The following is a 14,159-nucleotide window of genomic DNA, read 5'->3' on the forward strand; positions in this document are numbered from 1 at the left end:
CGTCAGGTAAAACGCGACCAACAGGAGCCCCTCACATGCGTCTTTTCTCCACCACCATGCTGGTGTCCGCCCTCGCGGCACCGGCATTTGCCGCCGATCCCGAATTGACGGTCTTCGATTGGGCGGGCTTCGAGGAACCGTCGATTTTCCAGGCCTATATCGACAAGCATGGCGATAGCCCGACCTATGCCTTTTTCGGCGATGACGACGAGGCCTTCCAGAAAATCGCCTCGGGCTTCCAGGCCGATCTGGTCCATCCTTGCAGCCAGATGGTCAGCAAATATCGCGATGCCGGGCTGATCGAGCCATGGGACACGTCGAAGATCCCGAATTTCGACAAGCTCGATCCGAAATTCCTCGATTCCGAGATATTCAAGGATGGCGAGGGCGTCTGGTATATACCGACCGATTGGGGCGCCACCGCGGTGGCCTACAACACCGAAACGGTGCCCGAAGAGGATGTCGCGAGCCTGCAGGTTTTCGTCGATCCGAAATACCAGGGCCGCACCTCGCTGCCCGACAGTTCCGACGATGTCTGGGCGCTCGCCTATCTGGCAACCGGCACCACCGACTGGACCGATGTCACGGACGAGCAATTCCAGGCCGCCGCCGACTGGCTGCGCGAGGCGCATCAGAACGTCGCCGCCTATTGGGCCGATCCGAGCGAACAGGCGCAGCTGATGGCTTCGGGCGCGGTGGACGTGGCCTGGTCATGGAACGATGGCGTGGTCTATCTGCAAGAGGACGATTATCCCGTTGGTTTCCAGCGCGCGGCAGAGGAAGGGTCTTCGACCTTTTTCTGCGGCTTCGTGAACATCAAGAACGGTCCGGGAAACGAAGAAAAACTCTATGACTTCATCAATGCCTGGCTGGAGCCTTCGGCGGGCAAGGCTTTGCTGGATACGATCGGTTACGGCCACACATCGACCGAGGCGATGGCGACGATCGAGGATGAACAGGCAGTCAAGGACGGGTTGAGCGAGGTCGATGCGCCGATTCTTGCGCAGACCCCGAACGATCCGGCACAGCGGGAAAAGCAGCTTGCCGAGTTCGAGAAGATCAAGGCCGGTTTCTGAGGAAGCCGGGGGCTGCCTGCCCCCGGACCCCCGGGGATACTTGCATGAAGAAGAAAAGGTCAGCCCGTGGCCGCGATACGGATCTGGCCATCGCTGACTTCGATCGGCACGGCGTCGAGACCGCAATCGGCGCCCTGCAGCACCTCGCCTGAATGGATGTCGAACTGCGCACCATGCGCCGTGCACATCAGTTTCGTGCCATCTGCCGATATAAGCTGATCGCCACGATAATTCAGCGGCAGATATTGATGCGGGCAGGCATTGACATAGGCGCGGAAGGTTTCGCCAGCGCGCAGGACCAGCACGGGGAAGCTGCCCTTTTCGGTGGTTACCGACAGCGCCCGCACATCCTCGATATCGGATGCAGCACAGATCGGCGTGCCCGGCGCGGGGGCCGAGGAATAGTCGGTCCAGCTCATCGAGGAACCTCCTTCAAGAACGATGCGTTGGTCATAGTCTCAATAGGTGAAAGGGAGAACATCACGATGTCCATTGCACGAGTAACCGAGATTTCGGCTTCATCGGAAACCAGTTTCGAGGATGCCGTCAAGAAAGGCGTCAAGCGCGCCAACGAGACCCTTCGTAACGTCAAGGGCGCCTGGATCAAGGAGCAGAGTGTCGATTGCGATGGTGGCCAGATCACCGGCTATCGCGTCAACATGATGGTCACATTCATCCTGGACGACTGACGGGACAAGATGGCCTGTCACGCCGCCCGCCATGTCGCGGGCGGCGTGACTAGGAAAGTTCGCACATATCACCGCTCGGTTTTCGAGCGATGAATCACGACAGGCACATGAAATCAATGAGCCTGAGTCTAGCAGAATCCGGGTTCCGGGATTGCCGTTCAGAACCGGATTGCCATAGCAACCTGCGCAATCGAGCCGTTTTGACCGGGCCCTCATTGCTTCGATGACGCAGCCAACCCGTTTTCATAAAGGATAGGATGACCATGCGGCGTTGCCTGCGCTGCCCGCTTCCAGTTTTCCGTCACCTCTTCGATACTGCCGTTCTCAGCCGCGCCCGCTTCCTCGAGGAACTCCTCGAGCGTCTGCATCCAGGCAGTATAATAATGGGCCGCGTGCTCGGCTCCGGCCGCCTCGGACGGCAGGTGGGCCGCGACCCGCAGGTGCCTGGCGAGCCGTTCCGTCCAATCCGGCCAATCGAACAGGCCGCGCTCTTGCAGCGACAGGGTCAGGGCAAAAAGCTTTGCCTGCCAAGGCGCGTGGAAATGCGGTTCGGCGGTGTTGTCCGATAGTCCCGGAATGCGGGGCGTGCCATCCAGGCAGGAATCAACAGGCTTCAAGATAGGGCTCCCAGGCATCGATGACGACTTCATCCCCGGCTTCGGCATCTGTTCCCCAAAGTTCCCGCGCATCGAAGACCACGGCATATAACCAATCTGCCGCCTCGCGCTCTCCGCGGGCGCTGGCATCGGCGAAGGCGTGAAAGCCTTGGACGGATGCGATCCTACCGATCTTGTCGCGGGCATAGGATGGCAGGCGTGTATGGCCCGCAGGTTGCAGGTTTCTGGTCCTGACCCGGTCCCCAATGGCAAATATCGGCTGGCGCCCCTGCGGATCCCGGTCAACGGGCCCGCCACGCGACAGAACAGTGGCGACCTCTTCCGCCTTGAGTTTGCGCTTGGGAGGAACGGTGTTTTCTCCGGCCCGCCCCGAGGCAAGCTCTTGCCCGGTGATGAGTCCCTTGTCGAGCAGCAGCCGCTCAAGTCCGGCAATCCATATCTGGTAGTAGCTCAGGCTGTAATATTCACCCGGCGAACGGTTTTCGCGGGCAAATCGCGATTCATCGATGGTCCAATGCCCGGCCGCACCGGCGGCAACGGTCAGGGCGAGAGCACGGGCCTCCCAATCGGCATGAAACAGGGGCTCATTCGGTTCGGGAGCGATCGGCCCAAAGCCATGCCGCCCACCTGCGTCATGCGGCCCGTTCATGCCCGGACCTCTTCGCCCGTGGTGATATCCGGCAGGATGGCCGTGCCGATCATGGAATCGCGCGTCACCAGCCCGGCAAGCTCTTCGACGGTCATGTCATCGCTGCCCCTGGGCCGCATCGGGATGACGAGGTAGCGCATTTCGGCGGTGGAGTCCCAGACACGAACGGATGTTCCCTCGGGCAAGGTCACACCGAATTCCTTCAGCACGGCGCGCGGCTCGCTTACCGCGCGCGACCTGTAGGGCATGGATTTGTACCAGACCGGCGGCAGGCCGAGCAGGCTCCATGGATAGCAGGAGCAAAGCGTGCAGACGACCATGTTATGCCGTTCGGACGTATTGAAGACCGCGGTGAGATGTTCGCCCTGCCGGCCCGTATAGCCCAGCGAATGGATGGCCGCGGTCGCGTCCCGTTCCAGCCAGTCCCGAAACCCGGGATCCGACCAGGCCAGGGCGACGACATGGGCACCGTTGCGGGGACCGATCCGGTTCTCGTAGGTATCGATGATCCGGTCGAGTGCGGCAGGCTCAACCATTCCCTTGTCGGTCAGAAGCTTCTCGAGGGCCATGACCCTCGCGGTCATATCGTCCAGCTCGCTTCCGTGATCATGGTCATGCGGCATATCGGCCCCCGCTGTCATCCGGCGGAATGGAAACATGCATTCCCGCCCGGCGCAAGCATGGCAGGGTCGGTCACAGCGGCCAAAAAACCAGGATTGCCGGAACCGAAACGGCAACGATGAGTATCTCGAGCGGCAGACCCATGCGCCAGTAGTCGCCGAAACGATAGCCTCCGGGGCCGAGGATCAGGGTGTTGTTCTTGTGCCCGATCGGGGTCAGGAAAGCCGCCGAGGCCGCGACCGCCACCGCCATCAGGAACGGGTCGGGAGAAACCTCCATGCTGCGCGCCATCTCTATCCCGACCGGAGCCGCGACGATGGTGGTCGCGGTGTTGTTGAGTACATCCGAAAGCGTCATCGTGACAACCATCAGCAGGGTCAGCACCACCCAGGCCGGCATCCCCTGCGTCAGCCCGGTCAAGGCCGACGCGATCAGATCGGTGCCACCGGCGCTTTCCAACGCACCGCCGAGCGGGATCATCGATCCCAGTAGGACGACCACCGGCCATTCCACATGGTCGTAGATCTCGGTCAGCGGCAGGATGCGCGCCAGCACATAGGCAGTCACGACCAGCCCCAAGGCAACCGGCAGATAGACCAGTCCGACAGAGGCCGCCGTCACGGCCGTCCCAAAAATGCCGATGGCAAGCCAGGTCTTCGTGTTCTGCGTCACCGCGAGGCCGCGATCGGCCAGTGGCAGGACGCCCAGCCAGTCAAGCACTTCGCCAGAGGTTTCCTTGGGTGTCAACAAAAGCAGGATATCGCCCGGAAGGATTCTGGTTCCGCGTATCTGTTCGCGGATTTTCTGGCCCTGCCGCGATATGCCCAGAAGAATCGTTCCGCGCCGCCAGGCCAGCCCGACAGAATGGGCGCTGCGTCCATCGAGGCGCGAATCCTCGGGCACCACCACCTCGACCAGTGCCAGCCCCTCGTTCTCCGCCCGCAGCAGTTCCTCGCGCTGGCTTTCCGCGAAATCCAGCCGGAGCGCCGCGCGGAATTCGTCCAGCGCATCGGGGCTGCCCTCAAGGACCAACGCGTCCTGCCCCTCGATCAGCGTGTTCCGGGCGGTGCCGTAACGCCGTTTGCCATCCCGGATCAGCCCGATCAACGCGACATCGGATTTTTCCGCCGCCTCTTCCAGTTCCCGGACACGCTGCCCGATCAGGTCGCTTTCCTCCGGTACGATCAGTTCCGCGATATATTGTTGAATCTCCGAGGCGGACACTCGAATCTCCGTCCGGGCCGGGATCAGCCGCCAGCCGATCAACGCCACGAAAATCAGCCCCGCGACCAGCGCCGTTCCGCCCACCGGTGCGAAATCGAACATGCGGAAAGGCTCGCCAAGAGCCTGCTCGCGAAAACTGGCGATGATGATATTGGGCGGCGTGCCGATCAGCGTGGCCATGCCGCCCAGGATCGTCGCGAAGGAGAGCGGCATCAGCGACAGGCCCGGCGCGCGCCCGGCCTTCTTGGCGGTCTGCATGTCCACCGGCATCAGCAGGGCCAATGCGGCGACATTGTTCATGAAGGCCGATAACACCGCCCCGATGCCCCCCATGATCGTGATATGCGCACCAAGGCTGCGCGAGCTGTCGACCAGCGTCCGGGTGATCAGGAAAACCGCGCCCGAGCGCACCAGGCCGGCAGAAACGATCAGGACCAGTGCCACCACCAGCGTCGCCGGATGGCCAAAGCCCGAAAACGCGTCCTCGGACGGCACGACCCCAAGGACTACCCCCAGAAGCAACGCGGAAAACGCAACGAGATCATAGCGGAACCGTCCCCAAAGCAAGAGCGCGAAGACAAGGCCGAAAAGCGAAAAGAGAATGATCTGGTCCTGGGTCACGGATCAAGATGTAACCCGTTCGATCAGAAGATCACATCGGAAAACGGCTTCGGCTTGCGACATAGGTTTTCCACGCGATGCGCCCGGGACACAATCCGGCGGTGCACGCACATTCGAGAACGGTGACGAATCTCGCTCCGTCGGGATCGATGCGAAGAGGTCTCACGGCATGACCGGCAGGATTGTCGAAACTCCAGATGGTGGCCTCGGCCGCCCTTCCCGAAGCAATCGCATCCGGGACGGGCAGGCTCGATCAGGGCGCGAGCAGCCGGCGATACAGGTCGTCCAGAAATTCCTGCGCCTCGCTGAATGGATCATGCCCCTGCCCCAGCACCGCGCGGACCTGCACGTCGAAATCGGCGTAATGCTGCGTCATGGACCAGATCGAGAAGATCAGGTGATGCGGCTCGACGGTTCGCAACTGCCCTGATTGCATCCAGCCTTGAAAGATCTCGACTGCATCTTCTACCGTCTGGCGCAGCCTTCCCCCCAGGATCTCGGTCAGATGAGGCGCACCACGCAGGATCTCATAGGCGAAAAGCCGGCTCTCGCGGGGATATTGCCGCGACATGCGCAGTTTCGCCGCGACATAATCCAGCACCTCCTGCAGGGGCTCTCCCTCGGGATCGATATCGCTCAAGGGCGCGAGCCACATATCCAGAAGCGTGGTCAGCAGGGTCTTGTGAATTTCGTCCTTGGAGGCGAAATAATAAAGCACGTTGGGCTTGGACAAGCCCGCCTCTCCCGCGATCTGGTCGATCGTCGCCCCGCGAAAGCCGCTGACGGAAAATGCGGTCAAGGCACCTTCTAGGATGATCTCCCGGTTCCGGCGCTGAATTCTCGTTAACCCGTTATCGCTCTGTTCGTTCATAACCTGCCCCTTGCGGTGTTGTCTCATTATTGGGCAGAAATCCTTGCGACGCCAACACAACGATAACGACGCTTGACTGCACAAGGCTCCGTGCTAGCCTGATCCTGACTCTTTGGTCAATAATTGGCGGCACTTCATGGCGTAACGCCCGGAGGGGCCAGACCCATCCATTCGACCTCGCGGCAAGACGGGGCGATCAGACAGGAAGGAAAACGCATGACCGAGCCTTACGGGGCTGTTCCAGCTGCAAACATGAAAATCGATGGCGACCGGTTATGGGACAGCATCATGGAAATGGCCAGGATCGGTCCCGGCGTGGCGGGCGGCAATAACCGCCAGACCCTGACCGATGACGATGCCGAGGGTCGGCGCCTGTTCCAAGGCTGGTGCGAGGAGGCCGGGATGTCCATGGGCGTCGACCGGATGGGCAACATGTTCATGCGTCACGAGGGGACCGAACCGGATCTCGACCCCGTCTATATTGGCAGCCATCTGGACACGCAGCCCACCGGCGGGAAATATGACGGCGTGCTGGGCGTGCTCTCGGGGTTGGAGGTGATCCGCTCGATCCGCGACATGGAAATCTCGACCCGCCGCCCCATCGTGGTGGTCAACTGGACCAACGAGGAAGGGACCCGTTTCGCGCCCGCCATGCTGGCCTCGGGCGTATTCGCCGGGATGCATGACGAGGATTACGCCAATAGCCGCGAGGATGCCGAGGGCAAGCGGTTCGGTGACGAGCTGGACCGGATCGGCTGGCGCGGCGACGAGGCCCCGGGCGAGCGCAAGATCCACGCGATGTTCGAATACCATATCGAGCAGGGCCCGATACTGGAGGCAGAGAACACGCAGATCGGCGTGGTCACGCATGGACAGGGTCTGTGGTGGCTGCAGGTGACACTGACCGGCAAGGACGCGCATACCGGCTCGACCCCGATGAAGATGCGGGTGAATGCCGGCTTGGGCATGGCCCGGATCGTCGAGGCGGTGCATCGCATCGCCATGGATCACCAGCCCAACGCCGTGGGCGCGGTCGGCCAGGCCAATGTCTATCCCAATTCCCGCAACGTGATCCCCGGCCGGGCGGTGTTTACCATCGATTTCCGCTCGCCGGACCTGGACAAGCTGACATCGATGCGCACGAGGCTGGAGGCCGAGGCGGCGGAGATCGCGGATGATCTGGGGCTGGGAATCGAGATCGAGCCGGTCGGGCATTTCGATCCGGTGACATTCGATCCCAAGCTGGCCGGGATGCTGCGCGACGCGGCCGATCGTTTGGGCTACAGTCATATGGATATCGTCTCGGGTGCCGGGCATGACGCCTGCTGGATCAACAAACTCGCGCCGACGGTGATGATCATGTGCCCCTGCGTCGATGGGCTGAGCCATAACGAGGCGGAAGAGATCAGCCCGGAATGGGCCTCGGCCGGGGCCGACGTGCTGCTGCACGCAGTGCTCGAGGCGGCGGAGATTGCGCGCTGAGGCGCGCGAAGGCCGGGGGCGCTTCGCCCCCCGGACCCCCAGAGGATATTTTTCTGAAGAAGAAGGGTTCACGCGATGAGCACGGTCATTCGGAACGGAACTGTCGTCACGGCGGATTTGAGCTATAAGGCGGATGTACTGATCGAGGGCGGCAAGATCGCCGCGATCGGCGAGGGCTTGACGGGCGACGAGGTGCTGGACGCCACCGGCTGCCTTGTCATGCCGGGCGGGATCGATCCGCATACGCATATGGAGATGCCCTTCATGGGCACCTATTCCGCCGACGATTTCGAAAGCGGAACGCGGGCGGCGCTGGCCGGCGGGACCACGATGGTGGTGGATTTCGCCCTGCCATCGCCCGGTCAGGGGCTGCTGGATGCGCTGAAGATGTGGGACAACAAGTCCGGGCGGGCGCACTGCGATTACAGCTATCACATGGCTGTCACCTGGTGGAGCGAGCAGGTCTTCGACGAAATGGCCGAAGTCGTGAAGCGCGGCATCACGAGTTTCAAGCATTTCATGGCCTACAAGGGCGCGCTGATGGTGAATGACGACGAGCTCTTCGCCAGTTTCCGCCGGGTCGGTGATCTGGGCGGGATCGCGCTGGTCCATGCCGAGAATGGCGATGTGGTGGCGGAATTGTCGGCGCAGCTGCTGGCCGATGGCAATACCGGGCCCGAGGCGCATGCCTATTCGCGCCCGCCGCAGGTCGAGGGCGAGGCAACGAACCGTGCGATCATGGTGGCCGATATGGCCGGGGTGCCGCTTTATGTCGTGCATGTCAGCTGCGAGGACAGCCATGAGGCGATCCGGCGCGCGAAACAGCAGGGCAAGCGGGTCTGGGGCGAGCCGCTGATCCAGCATCTCACGCTGGACGAGAGCGAGTATTTCAACCCCGATTGGGATCATGCCGCACGGCGGGTGATGTCACCGCCCTTCCGCAACAAGAAGCACCAGGACTCTCTCTGGGCCGGGCTGCAATCAGGTGGCCTGTCGGTGGTAGCGACCGATCATTGCGCCTTTACCACCGAGCAGAAGCGTTACGGCGTCGGCGATTTCACCAAGATCCCGAATGGCACGGGCGGGCTCGAGGACCGGATGCCGATGCTGTGGACGCATGGGGTGAATACCGGGCGGCTGACCCCGAATGAATTCGTGGCCGTGACCTCGACCAATATCGCCAAGATCCTGAACCTCTATCCGCGCAAGGGTGCGGTGCTGGTCGGTGCGGATGCCGATCTGGTGGTTTGGGACCCCGAGGCGGAAAAGACCATCAGCGCGGGAAGCCAGCAATCCGCCATCGATTACAACGTGTTCGAAGGCCAGAAGGTCAAGGGCCTGCCGCGCTATACCCTCACGCGCGGGGTGGTGGCCGTTCGCGAGGGCGCATTGGACAGCCGCGAGGGGCACGGGAAATTCGTGGCGCGCGAGCCGCGCGGACAGGTCAACCGGGCACTCACCAAGTGGAAGGACCTGACCGCGCCAAGGCCGGTCGAACGCTCGGGCATTCCGGCGAGCGGGGTGTGACTTGGGCCAGCCGGTGATCGAGGCCAATGCCGTCAGCCTGACCTTCCAGACCGCAGACGGGCCGATCCATGCCTTGAAGGATGTCGATCTGAGCATCGGGGCGGGTGAATTCGTCAGCTTCATCGGCCCCTCGGGCTGTGGCAAGACCACCTTCCTGCGCACCATTGCCGCCCTGGAAAGCCCGACCTCCGGCACGCTGACCGTGAACGGGATGAGCCCGGACGAAGCGCGGCGCGCCCGCGCCTATGGCTATGTGTTCCAGGCGCCGGGCCTGTATCCCTGGCGCAGGATTGCCGGGAATATCTCGCTGCCGCTGGAAATCATGGGTTTCGACAAGGCGGATCGGGCGGAACGCGTGCGCCGGGTGCTGGAACTGGTCGATCTCGAGGGGTTCGGGGGCAAGTTCCCATGGCAACTCTCGGGCGGGATGCAGCAGCGGGCCAGCATCGCCCGGGCGCTGGCCTTCGACGCCGATATCCTGCTGATGGACGAGCCCTTCGGCGCGCTGGACGAGATCGTGCGCGACCGGCTGAACGAGGCTTTGCTGGCACTATGGCGGAAGACCGGCAAGACCATCGGCTTCGTCACCCACTCCATCCCCGAGGCGGTCTATCTGTCCACCAAGATCGTCGTGATGTCTCCGCGGCCGGGGCGGATCACCCGGATCATCGACAGCCCCCTGCCCGCCGAACGGCCTCTGGATATCCGCGACACGCCGGAATTCATCGCATTGGCGCATGAGGTGCGCGAAGGACTGCGCGAGGGACATGGCGATGATGTGTGAGCGGCACAACAGCGGCGCAGGGATCGCCACATGAAGAATACCGTTCCCATCCTTGTCGTGCTGACGGCAATCGTCGCGATCTGGTATATCGCTGCCATCGGTATGAATTCGACATGGGTCAAGGACCAGGCGGCGCGGGCGGAAGTCGAGCTTTCCGCGGCGGAGCTGGTGACACAGACCCTGACGCTCGAGCGCCCCGTTCTGCCCGCCCCGCATCAGGTCGCGGTCGGGTTGTGGGAGGGATTCACCGGGCAGAAGATCACCTCGAAACGCAGCCTTGTCTGGCATGGCTGGGTCACCCTGTCGGCGACCCTGACCGGATTCGCCATCGGCAGTCTCGCCGGTATTCTGCTGGCAGTCGGAATCGTGCATAGCCGGGCCATGGATCAATCGGTGATGCCATGGGCTGTGGCCAGTCAGACCGTGCCAATCCTTGCGATTGCGCCGATGGTGATCGTGGTCTTTGCCAGCATGGGGGTCACCGGGCTACTTCCAAAGGCGATCATTGCGGCGTGGCTGTCGTTCTTCCCGGTGCTGGTCGGCATGGTGAAGGGATTGCGCACGCCCGACGCCATGCAGCTTGACCTGATGCGATCATGGAGCGCCTCGCGCCCGCAGACATTCTGGCGGCTGAGACTGCCTTCGTCCCTGCCCTATCTGTTTGCCAGCCTGAAGGTCGGCATTGCTGCCGCTCTGGTCGGCACCATTGTTGGGGAACTTCCCGCCGGGGCCAGCGCGGGCTTGGGCGCAAGACTGCTCTCGGGCAGCTATTACGGCCAGACGGTGCAGATCTGGGCGGCGTTGTTCGCGGCGGCAGCGCTGGCGGCAGGGCTGGTCATCGCGGTGGGGCGGATCGAATCCGTCACCCTGCGCCGCATGGGACTGTCGCGATGACCGGGGCGCTGTCCATTCTGGCGGTCTGGCTCGGGGCATGGGGGCTCAACATCTGGCTGGCGCGGTTCGGGATCCGCCTGACAAGGTTTCTCGTGGCGCTGATCTTCGGCCTGACCATCGTCGTGCTGTGGGAGATGATCGTGCGGATATACGCGATCCCGCCGGTCATCCTGCCCCCACCGACACAGATCGCGGCCAGCTTCGCGGCGAATACCGCGATCCTCTGGGCGGATTTCGTCCAGACCATCGTCAAGGGCGCGCTGGTCGGCTGGCTTTTGGGCGGTTCGGCGGCGATCCTGACCGCCATCGCCATCGACCGCAGCCCGTTCCTGCAACGCGGGCTGCTGCCGATCGGCAATTTCGTCGCCGCCCTGCCCATCGTCGGCATCGCCCCCATCCTGGTGATGTGGTTCGGCTTTGACTGGCAATCCAAGGCGGCGGTCGTCGTGGTGATGGTGTTCTTCCCGATCCTCGTGAACATGGTCGCGGGGCTGGCGGCCACCGACCAGATGCAGCGCGACCAGATGGCGACATGGGCCGCGCCTTATCGGCATGCGCTGTGGAAACTGCGCCTGCCCGCCGCCATGCCCTTCCTGTTCAACGGGCTCAAGATCACGACCACGCTGGCGCTGATCGGGGCCATCGTCGCGGAATTCTTCGGCAGCCCGACCAAGGGCATGGGGTTCCGCATCTCGACCGCGGTGGGGCGGCTGGACCTGCCGCTGGTCTGGGCCGAGATCCTTGTGGCGGCAATCGCCGGATCGTTATTCTATGGTATCGTGGCGCTGATCGAAAAGAAGGTGACATTCTGGCACCCGTCGCAGCGCGGTCAACGGGGCTGAACGCCCCCCAACAGGAGAGTGAAGATGAAAAGACTGATGCTTGGCTGTGCCGCCCTCGCATTCGCGGGCGCGGCCGATGCGCAAGAGCTGACCCTGCAATTGAAATGGGTCACGCAGGCGCAGTTCGGCGGCTATTACGTCGCCAAGGATAAGGGTTTCTACGAGGAAGAAGGGCTCGATGTCACGATCAAGGCTGGGGGCCCGGATATCGCGCCGACGCAGGTGCTTGCCGGGGGAGGCGCGGATGTGATCGTCGAATGGATGCCCGCCGCGCTGGCCGCCCGTGAAAAGGGCCTGCCGCTGGTCAATATCGCGCAGCCGTTCAAGGCTTCGGGAATGATGCTGACCTGCCTGAAGGAAAGCGGCATCAGCGATCCCAAGACCGATTTCGCGGGCAAGACCCTGGGCGTCTGGTTCGCGGGCAACGAATACCCGTTCCTGAGCTGGATGCACACGCTCGGCCTGTCGACCGAGGGCGGCACGGACGGCGTCACCGTGCTGAAACAGGGCTTCAATGTCGATCCGCTGCTGCAGAAACAGGCGGCCTGCATCAGCACCATGACCTATAACGAATATTGGCAGGTGATCGATGCCGGTATCGGGCCCGACGACCTGGTAACCTTCAAATACGAGGATCAGGGCGTCGCCACGCTGGAAGACGGGCTCTATGTGCTTGAAAGCACGCTGGAGGACGAAGCCAAGGTCGCCGACCTGGAGAAATTCGTCCGCGCCAGCATGAAGGGCTGGAAATATGCCGAGGAGAATCCCGAGGAAGCCGCCGAGATCGTGCTGGAGAACGACGAGACCGGCGCCCAGACCATCGAGCACCAGACCCGCATGATGACCGAAATCGGCAAGCTGACCGCCGGATCGAACGGCGCGCTGGACGAGGCCGATTACCAGCGCACGGTCGATACATTGCTGGCGGGCGGCTCGGACCCGGTGATTTCCGAGGCGCCCGAAGGCGCATGGACCCACGCGATTACGGACAAGGCGCTGGCAGAGTAAAACAGGCGTCCCGCGACAGCCGGGGGTTTCACACCCCCGGACCCCCGTGGGATATTTGCATGAAGAAGAAGGGGCGAATGCGCGGTGGGGCCGCGGTGGAGGGCTACGCCATCGCGGCCAGAACCTCGGCCGTCAGCGCATCCATTTCATCGCGGGCCGCGCCATTGCGGGAATGCTCCATCACGCCAAGCCCCAGCCCCAGGGTTTCAGCATAGCCGACCCGGTTCGCGATTTGGGTATCAGCCACCATCGCGCCGAGTTCAGCGGCCTTTGCAGCCACCTCTACCGCCAGCCGCGTATTCGGCCGGACCCTGTTCAGGACGACCATCACCAGAGATCTCTCGCGCCGCGCCAGATCCAGCACACCCTCGGTCGCCCACAGATCGACATGACTGGTCGCCACCGGCACGATCACCAGGTCGGCAACGCGCAGGGCCGGGCGCAAATCGCTGTCGATCTTGGGGGGCGTATCGACGATCACATAATCGAAACGCTTCTTCAGCTTCTCGGATTCATAGCTGGCGCCCCATGCGGAGGATGTCGAGAAATCCAGGGCTTCGTCCTCGCCCCGCGCCTCCATCCGCTCGATGAACCAGCGCCCCATGCTGCCCTGCGGATCGGTATCGACCAGGGCCACCGAATGCCCGAGGCGATGCAGGCTGACGGCAAGGTTGACCGCCAGGGTCGTCTTGCCCGAGCCGCCTTTCTGCTGGGCCACAGTGATAATCCTGCCTGACATCAACACTCCTTCACCGCGAATTTGGGGCAGGTTAGCCGCCCGTCCCCACGATTGCACGGAGTTTTTGCAGCTGCAGCATCAGCTTCGGAAGACTGACTGCAATTCGTACATGACCGGCTCGAAACTTTTGCACATCGTGTGAATGTCACGGTTTCGGCGGCGCATTTCCTCGGTCCGCAGCATCGCCTGGTAATCCTTGCGGTCGCGCCATTGCGAATAGGTGGCGATACGGGTCTGCGCGTCGTTCAGATGGATCGCACCGGAAACGAACCCCGGCTGGCGGCTGATGACATGTTCCCATGCGTCACTGAGCATCTCCAGAACGTCATGAGCTGTGCCGGGCGTCACCTCGAAGGTGCAGATGACGGTCTGGCCGTCGAAATCGGGGCTGATATCGGGCATGGCTGGTCTCCCTCTGGCTGGTTCTGCATCCAGCCTAAAGCATTTCCAGCAGAAATGGACACCGGTTTTGCGTCCGGAAATGCGCCAAGACATCAATGCAGGCCGAATCCGGT

General features: G+C 62.7%; 16 protein-coding genes. 8 read left to right on the plus strand and 8 right to left on the minus strand.

Annotation, left to right across the window (positions count from 1 at the left end; translation table 11 throughout):
- Nucleotides 1–35 precede the first annotated feature (35 nt).
- A complete protein-coding gene (locus tag JHX88_RS12330) occupies nucleotides 36–1,076 on the plus strand; it encodes an ABC transporter substrate-binding protein (protein WP_076523070.1) in 1,041 nt (346 codons plus the stop codon).
- Nucleotides 1,077–1,135: 59 nt separating this feature from the next.
- Here the strand turns inward: JHX88_RS12330 and JHX88_RS12335 are convergent, their stop codons facing one another.
- Nucleotides 1,136–1,495, minus strand: a complete 360-nt coding sequence (locus tag JHX88_RS12335) for a Rieske (2Fe-2S) protein (RefSeq protein ID WP_076523072.1) — start codon at nucleotides 1,493–1,495, stop codon at nucleotides 1,136–1,138.
- Between the two features lie 66 nt (nucleotides 1,496–1,561).
- On the opposite strand from JHX88_RS12335, the gene JHX88_RS12340 reads away from it, so the two are divergent.
- The gene (locus JHX88_RS12340) at nucleotides 1,562–1,765 is read left to right on the plus strand and encodes a dodecin family protein (protein WP_076523073.1); all 204 of its coding nucleotides are present in this window, start codon (nucleotides 1,562–1,564) and stop codon (nucleotides 1,763–1,765) included.
- A gap of 212 nt (nucleotides 1,766–1,977) precedes the next feature.
- Here the strand turns inward: JHX88_RS12340 and JHX88_RS12345 are convergent, their stop codons facing one another.
- The 5 genes from JHX88_RS12345 to JHX88_RS12365 form a co-directional block, all read right to left on the minus strand.
- The gene (locus tag JHX88_RS12345; protein WP_272848022.1) at nucleotides 1,978–2,382 is read right to left on the minus strand and encodes a nitrile hydratase accessory protein; all 405 of its coding nucleotides are present in this window, start codon (nucleotides 2,380–2,382) and stop codon (nucleotides 1,978–1,980) included.
- Entirely contained in the window at nucleotides 2,369–3,031 is a 663-nt protein-coding gene (gene nthB, locus JHX88_RS12350) for a nitrile hydratase subunit beta (protein ID WP_076523077.1), read from the minus strand. Before nthB ends, JHX88_RS12345 begins: the two co-directional genes overlap by 14 nt.
- Nucleotides 3,028–3,654 carry a nitrile hydratase subunit alpha gene (gene nthA, locus JHX88_RS12355; protein WP_076523736.1) on the minus strand — a complete coding sequence of 209 codons (627 nt, stop codon included), beginning with the start codon at nucleotides 3,652–3,654 and terminating at the stop codon, nucleotides 3,028–3,030. Before nthA ends, nthB begins: the two co-directional genes overlap by 4 nt.
- A gap of 70 nt (nucleotides 3,655–3,724) precedes the next feature.
- Entirely contained in the window at nucleotides 3,725–5,497 is a 1,773-nt protein-coding gene (locus tag JHX88_RS12360; protein WP_076523079.1) for an SLC13 family permease, read from the minus strand.
- 253 nt (nucleotides 5,498–5,750) lie between these two features.
- The gene (locus tag JHX88_RS12365; RefSeq protein WP_076523081.1) at nucleotides 5,751–6,368 is read right to left on the minus strand and encodes a TetR family transcriptional regulator C-terminal domain-containing protein; all 618 of its coding nucleotides are present in this window, start codon (nucleotides 6,366–6,368) and stop codon (nucleotides 5,751–5,753) included.
- Between the two features lie 216 nt (nucleotides 6,369–6,584).
- Here JHX88_RS12365 and JHX88_RS12370 point away from each other — a divergent pair, with 216 nt between their 5' ends.
- From JHX88_RS12370 to JHX88_RS12395, 6 genes are all read left to right on the plus strand, one after another.
- Complete coding sequence (locus JHX88_RS12370; protein WP_076523083.1) at nucleotides 6,585–7,850, plus strand: Zn-dependent hydrolase; 1,266 nt, start codon at nucleotides 6,585–6,587, stop codon at nucleotides 7,848–7,850.
- Between the two features lie 75 nt (nucleotides 7,851–7,925).
- Nucleotides 7,926–9,377, plus strand: a complete 1,452-nt coding sequence (gene hydA, locus JHX88_RS12375; RefSeq protein ID WP_076523085.1) for a dihydropyrimidinase — start codon at nucleotides 7,926–7,928, stop codon at nucleotides 9,375–9,377.
- A 1-nt stretch (nucleotide 9,378) separates the two neighbouring features.
- Nucleotides 9,379–10,161, plus strand: a complete 783-nt coding sequence (locus JHX88_RS12380; RefSeq protein WP_076523086.1) for an ABC transporter ATP-binding protein — start codon at nucleotides 9,379–9,381, stop codon at nucleotides 10,159–10,161.
- 30 nt (nucleotides 10,162–10,191) lie between these two features.
- Nucleotides 10,192–11,055, plus strand: a complete 864-nt coding sequence (locus JHX88_RS12385) for an ABC transporter permease (RefSeq protein WP_076523088.1) — start codon at nucleotides 10,192–10,194, stop codon at nucleotides 11,053–11,055.
- On the plus strand, nucleotides 11,052–11,897 hold the full coding sequence (locus JHX88_RS12390) for an ABC transporter permease (protein WP_076523089.1): 846 nt from the start codon (nucleotides 11,052–11,054) through the stop codon (nucleotides 11,895–11,897). The genes JHX88_RS12385 and JHX88_RS12390 overlap by 4 nt, the downstream gene beginning before the upstream one ends.
- A gap of 24 nt (nucleotides 11,898–11,921) precedes the next feature.
- The gene (locus JHX88_RS12395) at nucleotides 11,922–12,905 is read left to right on the plus strand and encodes an ABC transporter substrate-binding protein (protein WP_076523091.1); all 984 of its coding nucleotides are present in this window, start codon (nucleotides 11,922–11,924) and stop codon (nucleotides 12,903–12,905) included.
- A gap of 103 nt (nucleotides 12,906–13,008) precedes the next feature.
- Here JHX88_RS12395 and parA read toward each other — a convergent pair whose 3' ends face one another.
- A complete protein-coding gene (gene parA / locus JHX88_RS12400; protein ID WP_076523093.1) occupies nucleotides 13,009–13,644 on the minus strand; it encodes a ParA family partition ATPase in 636 nt (211 codons plus the stop codon).
- A gap of 78 nt (nucleotides 13,645–13,722) precedes the next feature.
- Nucleotides 13,723–14,046: an antibiotic biosynthesis monooxygenase family protein gene (locus JHX88_RS12405; protein WP_076523095.1), complete on the minus strand. Its 324-nt coding sequence runs from the start codon at nucleotides 14,044–14,046 to the stop codon at nucleotides 13,723–13,725.
- Nucleotides 14,047–14,159 lie beyond the last annotated feature (113 nt).

The organism is Paracoccus saliphilus, from assembly GCF_028553805.1.
GTDB lineage: Bacteria > Pseudomonadota > Alphaproteobacteria > Rhodobacterales > Rhodobacteraceae > Paracoccus > Paracoccus saliphilus.